Source organism: Cobetia sp. QF-1 (assembly GCF_002213105.1).
Lineage (GTDB): Bacteria > Pseudomonadota > Gammaproteobacteria > Pseudomonadales > Halomonadaceae > Cobetia > Cobetia crustatorum.
On sequence record NZ_NBVS01000007.1, the window covers coordinates 1 to 20,022 of the forward strand.

The window sequence follows — 20,022 nt, forward strand, 5'->3', positions numbered from 1 at the left end:
GCCAGACCTGCCGGCAGACCCGCAACCGTATAGGCCAGCTCATCGCTGCCATCCACGTCACTGAAGGCCTCGCCCGCAGCAATGCTGAGAGTCTCGCCATCCACGGCAGTCATGTCATTGGTCGGCGTGGCGACGACCGGCGCATCATTGGTGCCGATCACGGCGATGCTCAGCGTCGCGGTGTCGAAGCCACCCTGACCATCACTGATCTGATAACTGATGGTGCTGATACGAGTTTCATCGACCGCGAGGTCGTCGAAGTCAGTGCCCGGCGCGAAGTCATAGCTACCATCGGCATTGATGGTGAACTGACCACCATTATCGCCGGCAGTCGGTTGGCCGACGCTGTCGGCGTCTTCACCAACCTGACTGACAGTCAAGATGTCGCTGGCATCGACATCACTGTCGTTGAGCAGCACATCTCCACTGACAGCATCATTCTCTGTCGTGGCATTGGTGTCCTGCACTGCTACCGGCGCGTCATTGACGCCCGTCACGGTGATGCTCAGCGTGGCGGTATCCAGCCCGCCCTGGCCATCGCTGATCTGGTAATCGATCGCGGTGACACGGGTTTCGCCGTCGGCCAGATCATCGAAGTCCGTGCCCTGGGCGAAGGTGTAGCTGCCATCACTGGTGATGGTGATCAAGCCGCCATTGCTGCCGGTAATCGCCTCACCCACGTTGTCGGCGTCAGCATCGACCTGGCTGACGATCAGCGTATCGGTGTCCGCACCGCCGTCGGTGTCATTGGTCAGCACGTTGCCGGTAGTCGGCGTCACGTTCTCGACCGCTGTCGCGGTATCATTCGTGGCAACCGGTGTGACATTGCTGGCCGTCAGCGTGAAGGTGTCGTCGATCGTGCCACCATTGCCATCGGTGGCGGTGACGGTGATTTCGAACGGGCCGTTCTGTGAGGCATCGGCACTCAGGGTGCCGGTGATCTCGCCAGTGGCGGCATTGATGGCCAGGCCAGCCGGCAGACCGGCGACCGTGTAGGCGAGAGTGTCAGCAGCGTCGGCATCACTGAAGGCGTCGCCCGCAGGAATACTGAGGGTCTCGCCATCGACGGCGGTCAGGTCATCGGTCGGCGTGGCGACGACCGGGGCGTCATTGACGCCGGTCACGGTGATGCTCAGGGTGGCGGTATCCACGCCACCCTGGCCATCACTGACCTGATAACTGATGGTGCTGATACGAGTTTCATCGACCGCGAGGTCGTCGAAGTCAGTGCCCGGCGCGAAGTCATAGCTACCATCGGCATTGATGGTGAACTGACCACCATTATCGCCGGCAGTCGGTTGGCCGACGCTGTCGGCGTCTTCACCAACCTGACTGACAGTCAAGATGTCGCTGGCATCGACATCACTGTCGTTGAGCAGGACATCTCCACTGACAGCGGTATTCTCTGTCGTGGCATTGGTGTCCTGCACTGCTACTGGGGCATCATTGACGCCGGTCACGGTGATGCTCAGCGTGGCGGTATCCACGCCACCCTGGCCATCACTTACCTGATAGCTGATGGTGCTGATGCGGGTTTCATCGACCACGAGGTCGTCGAAGTCAGTGCCCGGCGCGAAGTCATAGCTACCATCGGCATTGATGGTGAACTGACCACCATTATCGCCGGCAGTCGGTTGGCCGACGCTGTCGGCGTCTTCACCAACCTGACTGACGGTCAAGATATCGCTGGCATCGACATCACTGTCATTGAGCAGGACATCTCCACTGACAGCGGTATTCTCTGTCGTGGCATTGGTGTCCTGCACTGCAACTGGGGCGTCATTGACGCCGGTCACCGTGATGCTAAGCGTGGCGGTATCCAGCCCGCCCTGGCCATCACTGATCTGGTAATCGACCGCGGTAACGCGTGTTTCGCCGTCGGCCAGGTCATCGAAGTCGGTGCCCTGGGCGAAGGTGTAGCTGCCATCACTGGCGATCGTGATCAGGCCGCCATTGGTACCTGCCACGGCCTGACCAACATTGGCGTCGTCGGCATCCACCTGACTGACGACCAGAACGTCACTGTCGGTGCTATCAATGCCGCCGTCGCTGTCATTGGTCAGCACGTTGCCAGTGGTCGGTGTCACGTTCTCGACCGCTGTCGCCGCGTCATCCACGGCGACCGGCACGACATTGCTGACCGTCAGCGTGAAGGTGTCATCAATCGTGCCACCTTTGCCATCGGTGGCGGTGACGGTGATCGCAAACGGACCATTCTGTGAGGCATCGACACTCAGGGTGCCGGTGATCTCGCCAGTGGTGGCATTGATGGCCAGGCCAGCCGGCAAGCCAGCGGCCGTGTAGCTCAGGACGTCAGTCACGTCGACGTCACTGAAGGCGTCACCGGCAGCAATCGTGAGGGTCTCACCATCGATGGCAGTAATGTCATCGGTCGGTGTCGCGACGACCGGGGCGTCATTGACGCCGGTCACGGTAATACTCAGCGTGGCGGTGTCCAGCCCGCCCTGGCCATCGCTGATCTGGTAATCGATCGCGGTGACACGACTTTCGCCATCGGCCAGGTCATCGAAGTCGGTGCCTTGGGCGAAGGTGTAGCTGCCGTCACTGGCGATGGTGATCAGGCCACCGTTATCCCCTGCCACAGCCTCACCAACATTGTCGGCGTCAGCATCGACCTGGCTGACGATCAGCGTATCGGTGTCCGCACCGCCGTCGCTGTCATTGGTCAGCACGTTGCCAGTGGTCGGTGTCACGTTCTCGACCGCTGTCGCCGCGTCATCCACGGCGACCGGCACGACATTGCTGACCGTCAGCGTGAAGGTGTCATCAATCGTGCCACCATTGCCATCGGTGGCGGTGACGGTGATCGCAAACGGACCATTCTGTGAGGCATCGGCACTCAGGGTGCCGGTGATCTCGCCAGTGGTGGCATTGATGGCCAGGCCAGCCGGCAAGCCAGCGGCCGTGTAGCTCAGGACGTCAGTCACGTCGACGTCACTGAAGGCGTCACCGGCAGCAATCGTGAGGGTCTCGCCATCGACGGCAACGATGTCATCGGTGGGTGTGGCGACGACCGGGGCGTCATTGACGCCGGTCACGGTGATGCTCAGCGTCGCGGTATCCAGCCCGCCCTGACCATCACTGACTTGGTAATCGACGGCAGTGACACGACTTTCGCCATCGGCCAGGTCATCGAAGTCGGTGCCTTGGACGAAGGTGTAGCTACCGTCACTGGCGATGGTGATCAGACCGCCATTATCGCCTGCCACCGCTGCGCCAACATTGTCGGCGTCAGCATCGACCTGGCTGACGGTCAGCGTATCGGTGTCCGCGCCGCCGTCGTTGTCATTGGTCAGCACGTTGCCACTACCGGCAGCATTCTCAGCTAACGCAGCAGTATCATTGGAAGCTTCAGGTACAATATTATTAACTGTTAGCTCAAAGGTATCGGAGATCTGATTACCATCATTATCTACCCCTGTCACTGTAATAGTGTAGGGGCCGCCCTGCGAGTCATCGGCACTTAGCGTGCCCGTAATAATACCGGTTGCAGGATTGATTGACAGACTATCAGTCAAGCCAGTTGCAGAATAAGTCAAATCATCATAGTTATCCAAGTCACTAAAGGTAGTGACAGCACTGATCGATATCACATCCCCATCGGAAGATACTTGATCAACATAGGGGGTAATAACAGCAACAGTGACTTCTGATGAAGAACTATTCCCATTGGCATCTGTAACTTTATATGAAAAATCTACCGTGCCTGTGTAATCAGCATCAGGGGTAAAGACCAATTCGCCATCGACATTGAGTGCTACACTTCCTCCCGTCACATCCACGTTATCACCGACGGAGATACTCACACCATTGACTTCTGATACCGTCAGTGGAGCGCTGCCTTGAGCATCGTTGGTGCGAGGATCAAAGACTACATCATTGTTGGCCAAGGTAGTGGTAAAGTCGCCACGGGCGACAGGAAGCTGTGTCGTTTCACCATCGATGTAATTGATATCTCCCAGTTCGGCTGTATCAAAGTCTTCAAAGAGCAAGCCAACTTGACGAACGTTATTAGATACCCCCGCTCGATAGGTGAACGAGGAAGTATTTTCATAAACCGCACTGACTATATACAGTGTATCCGCACGATCCAAACCTACTGTCGTACCTCCGCCCGTGGCAACAATTGAACTATTGTCACTATCAACGACTATATCAACAAAAGTATTGGACTCTGTTGTATAATTACTGGCCCCATACAATACGGTAGACTCAGTTACGTTATCTAAATCGATAGCATTAGCCACGAAGCTAATATTGCTTGCATCCCCCGTGTCAGCTTCAATGAAATCGAATGTATATTGTACATACCCATCTGCACTCGTCGACGTTAGTTGGCTAAAGAAGGCTTCTGCAATACCTGTATTGATATCAAGACTATCGATGGTAACGCCAGCTGAAATTTCATCAATGGTAACTCTTACATCGAGATTGTCTGCCACGTCAGAATATAGATATACCGCACCTTCTTGTAGACCGGTGCCAGGACCACTAACAAGTGTGGGAGTCGCAGAGAAATCCAGCTCTACCGTATCTGCCAGTCTGCCATCCCATGCCGTGGCAGATAATACGGAGGCCTCGATTTCACCCGTCTGATTCTCAAGATCCCAATCACCATTATATCTCAAGCTACCGGTATCATCAGATGACGACGCAACATCTGCACCAGTCAGATTTGCGAGCTGAGTCGCAGCCTCAAGACCGAGCTGACCAGAGCTGACCAGAGCTGAAATCGCAGGCATAGAGAAGAATGTCACCATCTTCCGTCAGAGCGTTGCCAATAGTGGCAAGCTCGTCACTGTACTCTCCCGCCATGCTGGCTTGATCTAGTGTTGCAGTCCCCAGACTGAGCTCGCCTTCCTCACCATGAGAGAGAATATGAACGGATGAAATGCCCTGCTGGTCCTTCAGATAAGACGCAATCTGCTCGATACCATCAGACTCGCCATCAAGAATGACGACTTCCGCATCAGAATCCAGCTCTTCGACCAGAGATTCATAATTGGTGACATTGCTATCGACGAAGATGACGCCACGGGAGTCTGACGCTTTACCACTACTGTCTGGATTGGTATCAGTATCGGAAGTATTGCTGGCATCACTTGCGGAAGCCTGCTGATCATCAGCCGTCTCATCCTGCTGTCTGGCTGCCTGGCTAGCCTGTAGAGCCTTGGTAGCGGGAGATTGAGACTGAGCTGCCACGGCTTCAGCAGTCATGCTGCCTTGCTGGGCATGCTCGGCAGCACCGTGGTCTGACCCATAATCCTGGTCCGTGGCAGTATCAGCGGCAGTACCCACAGCTGCACCATCAAAAAGGAAGCGAGGCTCCAGAGAACGAATTAATGCTGGGCGTGGGTGCTTAGGTGTTTTGTGGTTGTACATATTTGCTCCTAACCTCGCGATCCTTGCTGGCCAAGGGACAAAACGCTGCTTAAACGCGACAGTATTTTGATCTTTTATCTCTTTTTTAACGCTAGTGACAATTTCAATAGCACCAAGAGAATGATTTTTCTCATTCTATATGAACATCTACTTAAACTGGAAGCAAACATAGAGCATCGCGTATTAAAACACTGTCATTTTGGCTTTATCCCCTCTCGCCTTATTAGTCAAATCTAATCCAAAAATCATCTCCTACAAGAATTTCATATCATAGGTATGGTTTGTGCCATTTTAGCCACACGAAAAGCCCTTGTTCAGGGCTGTATAGGTGAAACTTCGCCATCAAGCGCGCATAACGAATGACTGATCGACCATCGAATGAGGGAGCAACAGCGTGGCAAACCGTAGGCATGGAACCTTAAAAGGAACAGCCATGGCCGCTGATATGTCGCACCCGCAAGGTCTCACGGCGCCTGAAATCGAAGGCTAACCTCATGAGGATCAGCAAGGCATGAAATTTGATTAAAGCCCTTGTTTTGGAAAATCTGAGAGCAATATGACGTCTAACCACGAGAAATCGAAGTACTCTTGAGCAATTCTCACCTTCAGATATATGTGCTGAGACCTTGTCTGCTTGAGGAAAAATAGACCCCACAAGATCGCTTCACGTTTGCTGAAGCCCAAGGCGCGAGTGCCATGCAGCAATACTTTCCTCGGGATATTGCGCAAAGCACTGATCATTCTCCTGTATGTCAGGTGTGACCCAATCAGCCTTACTGTCGAGCATGATATGCACGTGCTCTGGTGCACGCGGTAACGGCGTATCAATGGCGCTGGCATAAAGGTGCACTAGCGCTGGCCAGCGACTATCGAAGACCCAGAGTGAAGTCCCGCATTCACGGCAGAAATGTCGCTCGCCTATCGTCGGCTGCCCCTCGATCAGGGGGTGATATATCCCCTTGTGCTCATCACCCTCCACCTGAAGGCTTTCCGCCTCACCGCTGATATTGATGGCGTAACCGCCGCCGCCATTCAACTTTCGACAGATGGAGCAATAACAGCGCTGATAGGGATACGGATGAGGTGATTCAAGACTAAAACTCACTGCACGGCAGTGGCACGCACCTTCCAGAAACATATCGCCTCCCGGCATTGGTCATCATCGAGCGTCACAGATGCCTGCGCTCATTTTTAGAACATCTAGCGTGTTTCTTTAGCGCACCGCTCCTGACAATACTGAGTTGCTGTCATCAGTGTGAGCAAGATGCGCGGGATAGCTGATGAACAAGAACATACAATAACAACCGGAGTCTCTCATGCCCCTTAACCAACTATTGGACTGGCGGCTGCACCTGCTGGTCGTGGTGCTCTCCCTCGGAGCCGAGTTCATCGGTATCCTCAAGTTCCCTATTGGCCCTGGCACTCTGTTGCTGCTGCCATTGTTCTACGCCTTCATCGCGGCAGTACTGTGTAATCCGCATCTGTTCAGTGGCACCAAGCGCTTCATTCCTCCTGTCGTCAGCATGGCGGCAGGCCCGGTAATTCTACTGTCGATCATGCCGTTCATCGCTCGCTTCGGCTCGACCATTGGTCCGGCGATAGAGCAGTTGATCTCTGCAGGGCCGGCACTGGTGCTTCAGGAGCTGGGCAATCTCGGCACCATGTTGATTGCGATGCCGATTGCCGTCGTTGTGCTCAAGATGGGCCGCGAGGCCATTGGCGCAACCTATTCGATTGCCCGTGAACCGAATATCGCGATCATCTCCGACAAGTATGGCCTCAAGGGGCCGGAAGGCGTCGGGGTAATGGGCGTCTATGTGGTCGGCACCATGTTTGGCACCTTGTGGTTTGCGCTGATGGCGGGATATCTGACGTCGTTGGACATCTTCGATCCGCGGGCGCTGGCCATGGCCTGTGGCGTCGGTAGCGGCAGCATGGTGGCGGCCTGTTCCGGCGCGATTGCCGGGGCACTGCCGGAGATGGGCGAAGAGCTGCTGGCCTTTGCCGGTGCCAGTAACCTGCTGACCTACGCGACCGGCCTTTATGTATCGTTGTTCATTGCACTGCCCGTCGCTGAGCGTCTGTTCACATTCTTCAGTGCCAAGCGTGGCGTGGCACCAGATGCATTGGCCGAAGAAGACGCCAAGGTGGCCAAGGATGCCATGGTAGAAGAACGTCCGGAACAGCAGCTGGGCAAGACGGCCATCGTCGTTGCGGTCGTCTGTGTGGTGGGCTGGGTAGTCAACACCATCAACGGCGCCGGTCTGATCGATGCGGCACCCGGCATGTTGATCCTGTATGTGATGACGATGCTGGGCCTACTGGTTGCCCGTATCATGCCCTTCTATCTTCCAGCCATCGCCTGGGTGTCACTGGTCAGCATCCTGATGACACTGCCGTGGTTCCCGGGAAGTGGATGGATTACCGAGCAGCTCTCGTTCGTCAACTTCCTCGCCATCGTCACACCGGTACTGGCCTATGCAGGCCTGGCTCTCAGCCGTCGTGAGTTCACCATGTTCCGCCAGGCAGGCTGGAAGCTGGTCATCATCTCACTACTGGTCTTCACCGGCACCTATATCGGCTCTGCCGCCATCGCGCAGTGGCTGCTGTAACGACGACGCATGATGCGTGCAACGTGCGCGCTGATTGATCACTGACTCACTCGTTCTACCGGCGTCGACAGGCGCCGGCATCAACAGGATTTCGTCATGCAATTACCTGAGATCATCGACGACGCCCTCTTACGTAGCTGGCGTCACGAGTTTCACCGCCATCCCGAAACGGCCTTTGAAGAACATCGCACCTCCGCGCGAGTCGCCGAGATACTTCGGGCTGCCGGCCTTGAGGTCACTACCGGTCTTGCCGAAACGGGCGTGATAGCAGTGCTGGACGGCAACAAGGGACCAGGCCAGACCATTGGGCTGCGCGCTGACATGGATGCGCTGGATGTCACCGAATCCAATGCGGTGGCTCACTGCTCACATATTCCCGGCAAGATGCATGCCTGCGGACATGATGGCCATACCACGATGTTGCTGGGAGCCGCATGTCAGCTGGCGCGCCAACCGGACTTCGCCGGACGCGTGGTCTTCGTGTTCCAGCCAGCTGAAGAGAATGAAGGCGGCGGACGCCGCATGGTCGAAGATGGCCTGTTCGAACAGTTCCCGATGGATGCCATCTACGGTCTACATAACTGGCCGGGGCTTGCGCTGGGTGAAGCCGCCGTACACGAAGATGCTGTCATGGCAGCGTTTGATGTCTTCACTCTGACACTGAGTGGTCATGGCTGTCATGCCGCCATGCCGCACTTGGGTAAGGACACCATCCTGGCGGCCTGCCAGCTGGTCACGCAGTTGCAGGGATTGATCAGCCGCGAGACACCCGCACACAAGACAGCGATTCTGAGCGTGACCCAGTTCCATGCGGGCGATGCATTCAATGTCATGCCTGAGCACGTCGAGCTACGTGGGACATTGCGCTGCTTTGACCCTGAGCTGCGCGCGCACCTTCAACAGCGCTTCCAGCAGGCCGTCGAGGCAACTGCCAGCTTCCATGGCCTCAAGGTCAACTTCGATTATCAGCCACGCTATCCGGCCACACTCAATGCGCCAGGCCATGCCGAGCGTTGCGCCAGTGTGCTGGAGCAACTGCCGGGGATGCGCAAGGTGCACCGCGACCTGCCGCCGTCCATGGCCTCGGAAGATTTTGCTTATCTCCTGCAGGAATGCCCAGGCGCCTATATCTGGCTCGGCAACGGCGAAGACAGCGCCTCATTACACAATCCGTATTACGACTTCAATGACGCAGCGATACCGCTCGGCGTGAGTTACTGGACATCACTTATCCGCCGGTTGCTCGCAGCAACCTGTCCATGACGATGGTGCCCTGATGAGGCCCAGATGACTCCAATGAGAGAAACGCGGCATGAAGATTAGCGTAATCGGTTCGGGATCACTGGGAGCTCATGTGACCGAGGCTCTCCAAAGGGAGAGCTTTGATGTTGTGGCGCAAGACACTGCACACACGCTACCCAACTGCGATGTCTATCTGCTGGCATTATCGACCTCACAGCAGATACAGAAGGTACTGTCAGGACATGAGGGACTACTGCGCCTGGCCCCCATGGGCAGTGTCATCATCGATATGTCGACTGGTGATGTGAATATCAGTCGTGAGCTGGCCGTCCAGACGCGCCTGGCAGGCCACTATTGGCTGGAGGCACCGGTCAGCCATAACCCCGCTGATAATGCGGCGGGGAATCTGACGCTGTTGGTCGGCAGTGATGCCGCAACGCTCGAACGCATGGCCCCCGTGCTGGAGGCCATCTGTACCCGCTATCAGCATGTTGGCGATGCAGGCTGTGGTCACGCCGTCGTACTGGCCAACGACTATCTCCACGCCGCTCACCTCATCACGACGGCAGAGGCTGTCGCCATGACGTATCGCGCTGGCGTCGCGCCGGAGGCTTGCATCCAAGGCATCAATGTCGGCGCTGGGCGTAGTGTCGTCAGCGAGATAAATTTCCCACGTTGGGTACTCCCGGGACGCTATGACTCGGAGTTCACGACGGGGACGATGCGTCGCGATTTACGGCTGGCACGCAGCTTTGTTACCACACAGAACCTGCCAGAAGGACTCATGAAGGCAGTGTTTGAACGCTGGCAGCCACCCGAACAGTGTCCGGCTGATGACGACGACCTCAATCGCATCTGTGACCGCTGGCTCAGAGATGTACCAACCCCTCCCTCATCGACATCGCGCTAACTCTGCGCTCAAGCGTCAGGGCAGCGGAAAGACGTGATCCAGCGTTCAAGATGTCGCAATAATTGCAGGCTGGCGCGCGGCATGCGGCGCCCAATTCGCGTGATGATATGCGCGCGAGCCTCGCGGAAAGTGGTGTATTCGACGGCGCGTGCGACGAGTACCCCCTCGCTCAGCTCACGAGCCGCCGCAAAGGCCGGCAATAGCGTGATGCAGAGATGTGAGCGTGCAGCCTGCTTGAGCACTTCCATCGAATTCGTCTGCACCACTGTCTGCGGACGGACGCCAGCATCATTGAAACCATCATCCATCAACTGACGCACCCCGTGTCCCGGCCCCCATAGTGCCAGTGGGTGAGCCGCGACCTCCTCAAGCGTCAGTGCATGATGCTCCCCCGCCAGCGGGTGTTCCGGCGACATCAGTGCCATCAATGGCTGCGGGCTTGAGTGCCAGAAACGAAGCTGCGGATGGACTCGCTCGTGATACATCAAGCCAATATCCGCCTCATCCTCGACTACGGAATCGATGATGCATTGCATACTGCCGGTATCAACCTTGAGCTTGATGCCGGGATACTGCTCACGGAAGGCACGTAGTGGCGTATTGATGAGATCACCGACGAATCCTTCACCAATGATGAGCCGAATCTCACCCGTTTCAAGGCGCTGATAAGCATCCAGCTGCTCACCAAATACCTGATCAAGCTTCTCGCGTTGCTGGATGTAATCCAGCAACATTTCGCCCACGGCCGTGGGCTGAACACCGTCACGTGTTCGTTCGACAAGGGGGGCGGCAAGCGCTTCCTCGATCAGTCCGATCTGACGGCTGACCGCCGAGGGCGCAATATCGAGACGCGCCGCAGCACGCCGAATCGAGCCGGCAGCGACGGTAACCTGGAAGTAGACAAGGCGCTGATGCGGGATATCCATGAGTAGGGTCTTGTAAGTGGCAGACGGAGGCACGACGAAGCAGGCAGCGCATCGGCGCGCTTATGGAGAGGCACGATGAAGTGAAACAGAGATTATCAGATTCTGCCTCCATAAAGGCGCTGCCCTGAAGCCAAACGCTGAATGCGTTAGAATGGGGATTCAGCTTTTCGACTGCTGTCTTCAAGATCCTGTTTTTCAGGGCCTATTGCTCATGAACAGATGACGCAGCCCCAACGACAAGGAGATCCATCATGCTGACACTTTCCAGCTCGGTGACACTGGCCGATTGGGAGATTGACCTGACCCAGATTCGTGCCCAAGGCAATGGTGGCCAAAACGTCAACAAGGTGGCGTCGGCCGTCCACCTTCGCTTTGATGTCCAGCGCTCCACACTGCCGGCGTTCTACAAGGAACGGTTGATGCAGCTGTCGGACCAGCGTATCAGCAAGGATGGCATCATCATTCTCAAGGCCCAGAGCCACCGTACCCTTGAACACAATAAGGAAGATGCGCTGGCACGCTTGAAAGCGCTGATTCTGGATGCCGTCAAAGTGCAAAAAGCACGCCGTGCGACGCGCCCCAGCAAGAGTGCCAAACGACGACGTGTCGATAGCAAGACGCGCAAGGGCAAGATCAAGACCATGCGCAGCAAGGTAGAAGATTGAGACTTGTTGCTCCCTGAATTCACACAGTAAGCTCATCGCTTGAGCATAGAGACTTACCGATGCTCGCCACTCTTCTTTCAAGGATGATATTCGATGAGCCATACGCGCAGTTCTCTGGCACTCCCTTCCCTCATCATCGGTAGCCTATTGGCTGTAGGGCTGGTATGGAGTGGCAGCTATATCAAGCAAGCCGCGCAGGTATGGGAATCCTCCAGCCGCGTCGTCACCGTCAAAGGACTGGCAGAACGTGAGGTCAAGGCTGACCTGGCACTATGGCCGCTGCATTTCAGCGTCAATGCCAACAAGCTGGTCGGCTTGCATGAAGCACTGGCCAATGATGAGCAGAAGATCCGCGCATTCCTCACCACGCAGGGCTTCCCTACGGACCAGGTCAGCGTGACGTCACCGCAGGTCACGGACCTCTATGCCAACAGCTATAACGCCCAGCGTCCAGATGAGCGCTATCGCGCAGAGGCAACCGTCCTGGTCCGCTCGCCCAAGGTAGATCTGGTCAAGGACAGTGCCTCGAAAACGGGAGAGCTGGTTCGCGAAGGCATCCTGCTATCGGCTGATTATGCCTACCGCACCGAATTCCTCTTTACGGGGCTCGAAGCGATCAAGCCAGACATGATTGCCGTGGCAACAGCAGATGCTCGCCGTGCCGCGCAACAGTTCGCCAAGGATTCGGGTAGCAGCGTCGGTCATATCAAACATGCCAGTCAGGGCTATTTCTCGATCTCCGATCTCGACAGTTACACCCCGGATATCAAGCAGGTCAGAGTCGTCACCACGATTGACTACACCCTAAAGAACTAACAACGGGTGCTTGTTCATCAGCGCATACCTTCCCTTCTATTCCCACTATCGGAGCCAGCATGCCGGATACTGCCCTGAGCAAAACGCAGACTAGCTTTTACCGTCGTATATTCGTTGCCCACCTGATTGCCCATGATATCGCCAGCGTGCCCGCGATCATCGAGGCGACAGGCATGCCGAGGCGTACGGCTCAGGACACCATCACCGCACTGGCAGAGCTGGATATCGTCTGCGAATTCCAGCATGGCGAAGGTCAGCGACATAACATCGGCCACTACGTCATTCGTGACTGGGGCCCTATCAATGCACGCTGGGTGGCTGACAACGCCACCCACCTGCAACATGCACTGGGTTATGCCTGAGCGTACTGAATAAATGACGGTCGAAATATGGAATAGCGCCCTGCAGCACGGCGTGATCGCCCTCATGATTCAGCTCATGCTATGGCCGCTGTTCGGCCTCTGGTCAGCGGGAGGCATTGCCGTCGCGCTGTTCCTTGGGCGTGAAATTGCCCAACACGAATACAAGGGTAGCGGCCCCAAAATCGTCGCCTGGGATTACGGGCTGCTACACCACTGGACTCTAGATTCCTGCCTGGATATCGCACTGCCTTTTCTGTTCTGTCTTTGTCTGGCACTTGCGGTATGGGCTGCGCGACACTGGCACGCTCGCCATCAGTGATCAGCTGCCAGATATCAACATTATCAGCAAGTAGATGTTACGAGCGGCGTTTTACGCTGACGTCGTAGTGGATGCCGAGCACGACTCTTCAGGTACGCTGACAATGTCTCGGGCAATATCCCCGGGTGCTGATAAACGTAGTCTTCGGTAATGATCGACAGAAACTCTGCACTGCGTGCACCTGCCACTTCAAATCCCAGTATGAAATTTCGGGCCTGACTCACCTCAAAACAGAAATTTGGGGCATCCGCAGCACAGGTCTGTACCACATAGCCCTCCCCGAGCCGCTCCTTGAGGATAGAACGCTCGGGGTTGAAGCGCGTTTCGGTATAAATCTCTACTATTTGCATTCTCACCTCCTATGAAGGCGAGTGAGCATATACGAGAAATCTAATGCTATCCTCATCAGGAAACTCATCCTGCCGGATGCGATAGCTCAGATTCTTGAAATCTTGATCCCGATCAATTTCGAACGTGCCTTTCAGTCACACCAGATCATTCTAGCCAACGTGTTACGACTGAAAGGCTCCTGTGGAATTGAGGGGCTGCACCAGGCATTCGGTAGCAGCGCAATGTCGACATGAGGCATTATAGGAACGAACATCAGTGGCCGTTTGCATGCTCATGGGGCTCTTGAGAGTGTAAGTCCCGAGCGGGCGCCTCATCGTGATGGCCTTCACTGCCGACGGCAGCATTCTCTTGCGCAGAAGCAACGTCTGCCACCTCTTCATGGTGAGCTTCATTGGTTGTCTCATCGTGCCCATCTGCGGAAATACCTACCGAATCGGTGTCCTGTGCCTGCCGAACCGTGTCAGTCATCGCCTCGTGATGTGAATCACCAGCATTGCTAGCGTGATGGTCACTCGATGTTTCCCCCCCACCATGCTGATGGCCAGCGCTTGACGCCACCAGTGTCTGATAACGCTGCGGGCTCATGCCCGGTAGTTCATCCATGAATGCCACCATCTGCCAGATATAGTCATCCTGCATGCTTTTACCCCAAGCAGGCATACCACTGGCTTTTATCCCATGTTTGATGATCCAGAAGTTTTCAGCGGGATTATCATTCACACCGGTTTGCCAGAAATTGGGTGGCTGGGGATATAGGCCCTGACTGAGTTCCGTTTCCGACATGCCAGGTGCGAGGTGACAACTGGTGCACATGGCAGCGTAGTTACCTGCTCCTGCCGTTATCAATGCTTCGCCCTGCAGATCTGGTATTTCAATATCCGAAGCATATCGTTCTACTGAACGAGTACGCGCCGTATCCAACAAAGCATACACCCAGCCTTCATGAGGGCTATCCGCACCGACATTGATTACACCGGAGTACACTCCTCCGGCCCCGATAGCAGCAAAAAGAGATAATGTCAGGCTTGCTGTGATCAGCACTTTCTTCATATGGTTTCTCCATACACCTTGGCAAGATAAGCACGAGGACATTTAAAAAGGCCAGCAATTGCCGGCCATCAATACGAGCATCTGTCAAGGAACTCAGGAATAGCATTTAAGCCATCATTCATAGTTACGTAATATTATATTTACGCAAACCACTCTTCTATCAATTAATTGAATGTCACTTCCAATGAATATTTATTGGTACTTTCGTCAGCAGCCCCATTGCTGGATGCACCGGTCACCTCCAGCTGATAGCGGCCAGCGACGACTGAGCGCTGCAGGACAAAATGACCATTGGCATCCATGGCTGTTGCAACGACACTGCCATCAGGTCCACGCAATGTCGCAGATATCATATTGTTCTGACTGGAAGATCCTGCAAAGTGTCGGCTTACGATTTTCAGACTGGTGGGGTGTTCAATATCAAGCTGATAGCGCTTTACCTGCCCCGCCACCAGTGCCTGAGTATCGGAAACACCCGCCGTCAGTAACGGCAGGTTACTCTGAGTATTATTGGCCTGCACTGTCATTGATGAAAATACAATACCGACTACCAGCGTCATTATCTTGGCTTTCATCATGATAACCTCTTTATGGATGTAAGGAGACTATAATCATTGAGTCTGAAATGACGCTGAATATATTTCCTGCCAGGCTATTTTTTTACTCAGCATGTAAGCCATAACGCAATATCAAAACATCAATTTCACCCCGACGACGACACCCGTATTTTCCACCTCTTCATCCTCTACGCGCTGCATATCAGCGGTCGCGCCATATTGACGCTCCCAATACATGCCGACATAAGGAGCAAATCGCCGCGTAATCTCATAGCGTGCGCGCAGTCCGATGCGTAGGGAGTTGACGCCTCTTCCGATACCCAATGCTTCTGATTCATTGGCGGCGACCACTATTTCACTGCGAGGTTGCAGGTACCAACGCTGAGTCAGTCGGACATCATGCTCAAGCTCAATGCTTGCCGTGACGATTCCACCTTCATTGAACTGAAGCGCTGCATCCGTTTCTATCCGGTAAGGTGCCGTGCCTTGGAATCCGAGGACGCCGTAGACTCTCTCCTCATGATCGTCACTGAACACGCCACCCTGGTAGCCCATACCGGCCTGAAATTCCCAGAAGTCAGCCACCAGACGACTGTACAACAACTCCAGTGACTCAAATTCGGCGTCTTCACCATCACCCTGAATATTCTCGCCTTCCGACTTCACATACAGTCGATTGACGTCACTGCCATACCAAGCCTGAAAATCCCATACCAGAGCATTATTACCCTTATCGGGACTGGCGTATTCCAGTCGATCAAACGCAGCAGACCATTGTAGATGTTCGGCCATCGGCGACGGCCAGTCATCAGGCGCGTCATAACCATCTTCAGCGTAAGCCAGTAGCGGCATGACGCTCAGTGTCGCGGAAGCAGCCGATGCAATAACGGCATGCCTTGAGATACAGATAATGGACATGTCGACTCCTCAGGAAACCTTGACCACGCGGAACATGCCCGCATCCATGTGATAAAGCAGGTGGCAATGAAACGCCCAGCTGCCCTCGGCATCCGCGGTGATCAGCGCAGAAACGCGCTCTCCTGGCTTGACGTTCAGAGTGTGCTTGCGGGGAATCATCTCACCGTGACCATTTTCCAACTCCATCCACATGCCATGCAGATGAATCGGATGCTCCATCATGGTGTCGTTGATCAGGATCAGGCGCAGACGCTCATCCTTGTTGAAGTGAATCGGGCCATTTACCTCACTGAATTTCTTGCCATCGAATGACCACATGTAGCGCTCCATGTTGCCAGTGAGATGTAGCTCCATCTCCCGTTGCGGGGGACGCTGATCAGGCCAAGGTGCCAATGCCTTGAGGTCCTGATAAACCAGTACTCGGCGCTGCTGCTGGTCCAATCCGATACCCGCTTGGTCATAACGTGCCCCCGGCTGCACGGCACCTGCTGCCAGCATGCCGGCGGCCAGTGCTTCGCCTTGTATACCGGCCATCTTGGAATGGTCCATGCCTGCCATCCTGGAGTGGTCCATACCGGCCATCTTGGAGTGGTCCATGCCGGCCATCTTGGAATGGTCCATGCCGGCCATCTTGGAAGAATCCATACCTGCCATCTTGGAGTGATTCATGCCGCCATGCGCACCCATGGCCTCCATGCCACGATCGGCAATGTCACGCCGAGCAGGAATGTTCGCTTGCATGCCCATGCGCGGTGCCAGAGTGGCGCGGGCATAGCCACTACGGTCCATCGCTTCGGCAAAGATGGTGTATGCCTTGTCATCTTCCGGCGTCACCAGCACGTCATACGCCTCGGCAACACCAATGCGAAACTCATCGACCGGCACCGGCTGAACGGGCTGACCGTCAGCGGCAACTACTGTCATCTTGAGTCCAGGGATACGCAGATCGAAGTAGCTCATGGCAGAGCCATTGATGACACGAAGACGCACGGTCTCACCGCGGCGGAATAGGCCGGTCCAGTTCTCGTCAGGCGCATTGCCATTGAGTAGATAGGTATAGGTGCTGCCGGTCACATCGGAGATGTCACGTGAGCTCATGCGCATCTCAGCCCACATACTGCGCGCCTCGACGGTATCTTGCAGACCATTGCGGCGCACATCGGCGAAGAAGTCCGCCACGGTGCGCTCCTGGAAGTTGTAATAGCCTTCCATGGTCTTGAGATTACGGAAGACGTTCTTGGGATCCTCGAATGTCCAATCGGTCAGTAGTAATACGTGCTCACGGTCATACTGAAAGGCGTCGGGAGTTGCGGCATCAATGATCAGCGGTCCCGCGTGCCCCTCCTGCTCTTGAAGGCCCGAGTGGCTGTGATACCAATAGGTACCGCTCTGCGTGACAGGGAAACGATAGGTAAAGGTGTCACCGGGGGCGATACCCGCAAAGCTGATTCCTGGCACACCATCCATTTCAGGCGGCAGAATGATGCCGTGCCAGTGGATCGAGGTAGGTTCATCCATCAGGTTGGTCACCCGGATCACTGCCTCTTGTCCTTCCTTGAGGCGCACCATCGGGCCAGGGCTACTGCCATTGATGGTGATTGGCCGGGTACGCTGACCCGCGACCAGACGATCTTCCCGGCGGATGGCCAACGCAATCTCCGGACCGGATTCGACCGTTCGGGAAGCCGCTGCTGCACGCCCCAAGGGCGATGCCCAGGCAGGTGTCATGCCCAACGCCATTGCCCCCAGGCCCAGCGCTGAACTCGTTTTGAGCAGCTGCCGGCGGGAAGTGGAAAACGTGGATGTCGTGCCCTTCATGGCCATCTCCAGTAATAAGTCATGATGCGATGACACCACGCCAACCTGAATCAAGCCTGAATAGGTGTTGGCTGATTGACGGGGAGAGTCATCTCGACCCGCAATCCTCCTTCGGGGGCGCTGGAATAGTACAGTTGGCCTGCATAGTGCGTCACGAGCTGGGCGAGAATGGATAACCCAAGCCCATAGCCAGGATAACGCTCATCCAATCGACGACCACGCTCCCCCAATCGATCATGCTCCTCATGTGGCACACCGGGACCATCATCGTCCACCGTCAGCTTTAGCGTGGTCGCGTTGATCGCCAACCGACAACGCACCTGCTGACGTGACCACTTGCCAGCATTATCGAGCACAATGCCCAGCATTTCAGTGAAGTCCTGAGTTTCGATACTGACCCAGCTAGACGCTCCACTACTCGACTGGCCCACTTCACTACTGGCCACCTCAAGACTGAACCTTCGTTCTGGATACAGTCCGCAGAACATCTCTATCAACCGTTCAGCTTCTTCAACGGGACGTGTCGCCTGGCCAGCCCGCGGACCTGCAATGCGTGCACGTTGTAATTCTGCAGCCAGCTGCGCATGTAACGACTCGACACGCGCTAGCATTTTAGTACGCCGCACATCGTCAATCGGCCGTCTACCTCGTAATACCTGAGCCAGTGCTGCCAAGGGCGTCTTGAGAGCATGCGAGAGATTGGCGACCGACTCACGCGAGCGCGTCAGGCGTCGGTCGAATTCATCCAACAAATGATTGAGCTGCGTGACTAGCGAATCGAGCTCCGAAGGAGCCTCCAGCGCAATTCGCTTACGGCGACCGGCCTGTAACTCTTTCAACTGATGCCCTAACGTCATTAGAGGCCGCAGACCACGTCTGACAGCCAGCAAGTTGAGAGAGACCAATACGCCCCATAGCAGGATAGCCGTGCCCCCTATCCACCAGTGCACACGATCAAGACCTTGCTGCACGGGCGAAAAATTCTCAGCGATCAATAGCTGTGCCGATTGGCCTTGCACCTGGAAGGTATGGCGATATACCAGTAGTGGATGCTGCTGATCCTGAAGCGTGAACAGCGCATCACTGCCTGCCAGCAGTGGCATCAGTGTCGTGAGCATGGCGGGATGCGAGGTGCTGGTCTGACCTGCAATGCGCAATACATAGAAGTGGTGGAAAACCTGATATTCCTCACGCGCCGCTGTCAGGAGCTCGACTGCAGGTCGATCGCCCTGCTTGAGCAATGTCACGACATGCGTCGCTTCATCCTTGAGGCGTTCGCCCAGAAAATCCTGTGCCAGCTGATGCAGAAAGAAGCCATGTAGATACCAGGCCAGTAGAACGACAGCCAGTGCCACGCCGCCCAACCGAGTGAGCAAACGAAAACGAAGGCTGCGGCGGTCAATGTGAAGCAAGTAGATACCCCTGTCCGCGGCGCGTCACGATCAATTCGCGACCCAATCGTCGACGTAGTTTGGCGATATAGACTTCTACCAGGTTGGGCGCGGCAGCATCTTGATCAAGGGCATACAGCTGGTCCAACAGCTGCTCCTTGGAATGCACCCTGTCCGGGTGATGCATCAAATAACGTAACAACCGGAACTCGGTAGCGGTCAGTGGCTCCCACTGCCCTCCATCACGACTCACACTTTGCATCTGCTCATCCAACTGAATGCCGCTGACTTGCAAATACGGGGTGCTCCCTCCCGTGTGACGTCTGAGTAGCGCATGGAGTCGTGCCAATAATTCAGCTTCATGAAAGGGTTTGGTGAGATAGTCATCTGCTCCGCCACGCAGCCCGACCACCTTATCTTCCCAGGTATCGCGCGCGGTCAGGATAAGCACCGGAGTATCACGGTGCTGCTGACGCCAGCGTGCCAAAAGATCCAGGCCACTACCGTCGGGTAGACCCAGATCGAGAATCGCCAGCGCATATTCCTGCGTTGCCACAAAGGTTTCCGCCTCTTTTATTGAGGCCGCAATATCCAGTCGATAGCCATTGTCTTCCAGCATTTCAGCCAAACTATCGGCCAGCAAGTCATCGTCTTCGAGCAAGAGCAGTTTCATGTCATCCAT

At 55.5% G+C, this 20,022-nt stretch carries 18 protein-coding genes and 1 pseudogene; 7 read left to right on the forward strand and 12 right to left on the reverse strand.

The genetic code is table 11. From position 1 onward, the window contains the following. The 4 genes and pseudogenes from CFN46_RS12950 to CFN46_RS12960 all read right to left on the reverse strand — a co-directional run. A partial coding sequence (locus CFN46_RS12950) for an Ig-like domain-containing protein (RefSeq protein ID WP_254918489.1) occupies positions 1-4,013 on the reverse strand: 4,013 nt, incomplete at its 3' end. A 630-nt stretch (positions 4,014-4,643) separates the two neighbouring features. Further along, positions 4,644-4,781: pseudogene (locus CFN46_RS17860) on the reverse strand (hypothetical protein); the annotation flags it as partial. After that, positions 4,717-5,403 (reverse strand): DUF4347 domain-containing protein, encoded by a 687-nt coding sequence (locus CFN46_RS12955; protein WP_088743739.1) that lies wholly within the window; start codon positions 5,401-5,403, stop codon positions 4,717-4,719. The pseudogene CFN46_RS17860 and the gene CFN46_RS12955, both read right to left, overlap by 65 nt. A gap of 664 nt (positions 5,404-6,067) precedes the next feature. Then, on the reverse strand, positions 6,068-6,541 hold the full coding sequence (locus CFN46_RS12960) for a GFA family protein (protein ID WP_024952011.1): 474 nt from the start codon (positions 6,539-6,541) through the stop codon (positions 6,068-6,070). Between the two features lie 178 nt (positions 6,542-6,719). Between CFN46_RS12960 and CFN46_RS12965 the strand changes: the two genes are divergently transcribed. From CFN46_RS12965 to CFN46_RS12975, 3 genes are all read left to right on the forward strand, one after another. Beyond that, on the forward strand, positions 6,720-8,015 hold the full coding sequence (locus CFN46_RS12965; protein ID WP_024952010.1) for a DUF3100 domain-containing protein: 1,296 nt from the start codon (positions 6,720-6,722) through the stop codon (positions 8,013-8,015). 96 nt (positions 8,016-8,111) lie between these two features. Next, positions 8,112-9,278 carry a M20 aminoacylase family protein gene (locus CFN46_RS12970; RefSeq protein WP_024952009.1) on the forward strand — a complete coding sequence of 389 codons (1,167 nt, stop codon included), beginning with the start codon at positions 8,112-8,114 and terminating at the stop codon, positions 9,276-9,278. A 49-nt stretch (positions 9,279-9,327) separates the two neighbouring features. Continuing rightward, positions 9,328-10,167, forward strand: a complete 840-nt coding sequence (locus tag CFN46_RS12975; protein WP_051510881.1) for an NAD(P)-dependent oxidoreductase — start codon at positions 9,328-9,330, stop codon at positions 10,165-10,167. Between the two features lie 8 nt (positions 10,168-10,175). Here the strand turns inward: CFN46_RS12975 and CFN46_RS12980 are convergent, their stop codons facing one another. Next, positions 10,176-11,093, reverse strand: a complete 918-nt coding sequence (locus CFN46_RS12980; RefSeq protein ID WP_024952007.1) for a LysR family transcriptional regulator — start codon at positions 11,091-11,093, stop codon at positions 10,176-10,178. A 251-nt stretch (positions 11,094-11,344) separates the two neighbouring features. Here CFN46_RS12980 and arfB point away from each other — a divergent pair, with 251 nt between their 5' ends. From arfB to CFN46_RS13000, 4 genes are all read left to right on the forward strand, one after another. After that, complete coding sequence (gene arfB / locus CFN46_RS12985; RefSeq protein WP_024952006.1) at positions 11,345-11,758, forward strand: alternative ribosome rescue aminoacyl-tRNA hydrolase ArfB; 414 nt, start codon at positions 11,345-11,347, stop codon at positions 11,756-11,758. Positions 11,759-11,851: 93 nt separating this feature from the next. Beyond that, on the forward strand, positions 11,852-12,574 hold the full coding sequence (locus CFN46_RS12990; protein ID WP_024952005.1) for an SIMPL domain-containing protein: 723 nt from the start codon (positions 11,852-11,854) through the stop codon (positions 12,572-12,574). Positions 12,575-12,633: 59 nt separating this feature from the next. Next, positions 12,634-12,936 (forward strand): helix-turn-helix domain-containing protein, encoded by a 303-nt coding sequence (locus tag CFN46_RS12995; protein WP_024952004.1) that lies wholly within the window; start codon positions 12,634-12,636, stop codon positions 12,934-12,936. A gap of 64 nt (positions 12,937-13,000) precedes the next feature. After that, on the forward strand, positions 13,001-13,255 hold the full coding sequence (locus tag CFN46_RS13000) for a hypothetical protein (protein ID WP_246116622.1): 255 nt from the start codon (positions 13,001-13,003) through the stop codon (positions 13,253-13,255). A gap of 23 nt (positions 13,256-13,278) precedes the next feature. Here CFN46_RS13000 and CFN46_RS13005 read toward each other — a convergent pair whose 3' ends face one another. The 7 genes from CFN46_RS13005 to CFN46_RS13040 all read right to left on the reverse strand — a co-directional run bounded on the left by CFN46_RS13005 (position 13,279) and on the right by CFN46_RS13040 (position 20,013). Further along, entirely contained in the window at positions 13,279-13,605 is a 327-nt protein-coding gene (locus CFN46_RS13005) for a hypothetical protein (RefSeq protein ID WP_088743740.1), read from the reverse strand. Between the two features lie 253 nt (positions 13,606-13,858). After that, on the reverse strand, positions 13,859-14,656 hold the full coding sequence (locus CFN46_RS13015; RefSeq protein ID WP_024952001.1) for a cytochrome c: 798 nt from the start codon (positions 14,654-14,656) through the stop codon (positions 13,859-13,861). Between the two features lie 164 nt (positions 14,657-14,820). Beyond that, positions 14,821-15,234, reverse strand: a complete 414-nt coding sequence (locus CFN46_RS13020; protein WP_024952000.1) for a hypothetical protein — start codon at positions 15,232-15,234, stop codon at positions 14,821-14,823. A gap of 111 nt (positions 15,235-15,345) precedes the next feature. After that, complete coding sequence (locus tag CFN46_RS13025; RefSeq protein WP_024951999.1) at positions 15,346-16,131, reverse strand: copper resistance protein B; 786 nt, start codon at positions 16,129-16,131, stop codon at positions 15,346-15,348. A 9-nt stretch (positions 16,132-16,140) separates the two neighbouring features. Continuing rightward, on the reverse strand, positions 16,141-17,949 hold the full coding sequence (locus CFN46_RS13030) for a copper resistance system multicopper oxidase (protein ID WP_024951998.1): 1,809 nt from the start codon (positions 17,947-17,949) through the stop codon (positions 16,141-16,143). 50 nt (positions 17,950-17,999) lie between these two features. After that, positions 18,000-19,361 (reverse strand): ATP-binding protein, encoded by a 1,362-nt coding sequence (locus CFN46_RS13035; RefSeq protein WP_088743741.1) that lies wholly within the window; start codon positions 19,359-19,361, stop codon positions 18,000-18,002. Then, complete coding sequence (locus tag CFN46_RS13040) at positions 19,348-20,013, reverse strand: response regulator transcription factor (protein ID WP_024951996.1); 666 nt, start codon at positions 20,011-20,013, stop codon at positions 19,348-19,350. The genes CFN46_RS13035 and CFN46_RS13040 overlap by 14 nt, the downstream gene beginning before the upstream one ends. Between the last annotated feature and the right edge of the window lie 9 nt (positions 20,014-20,022).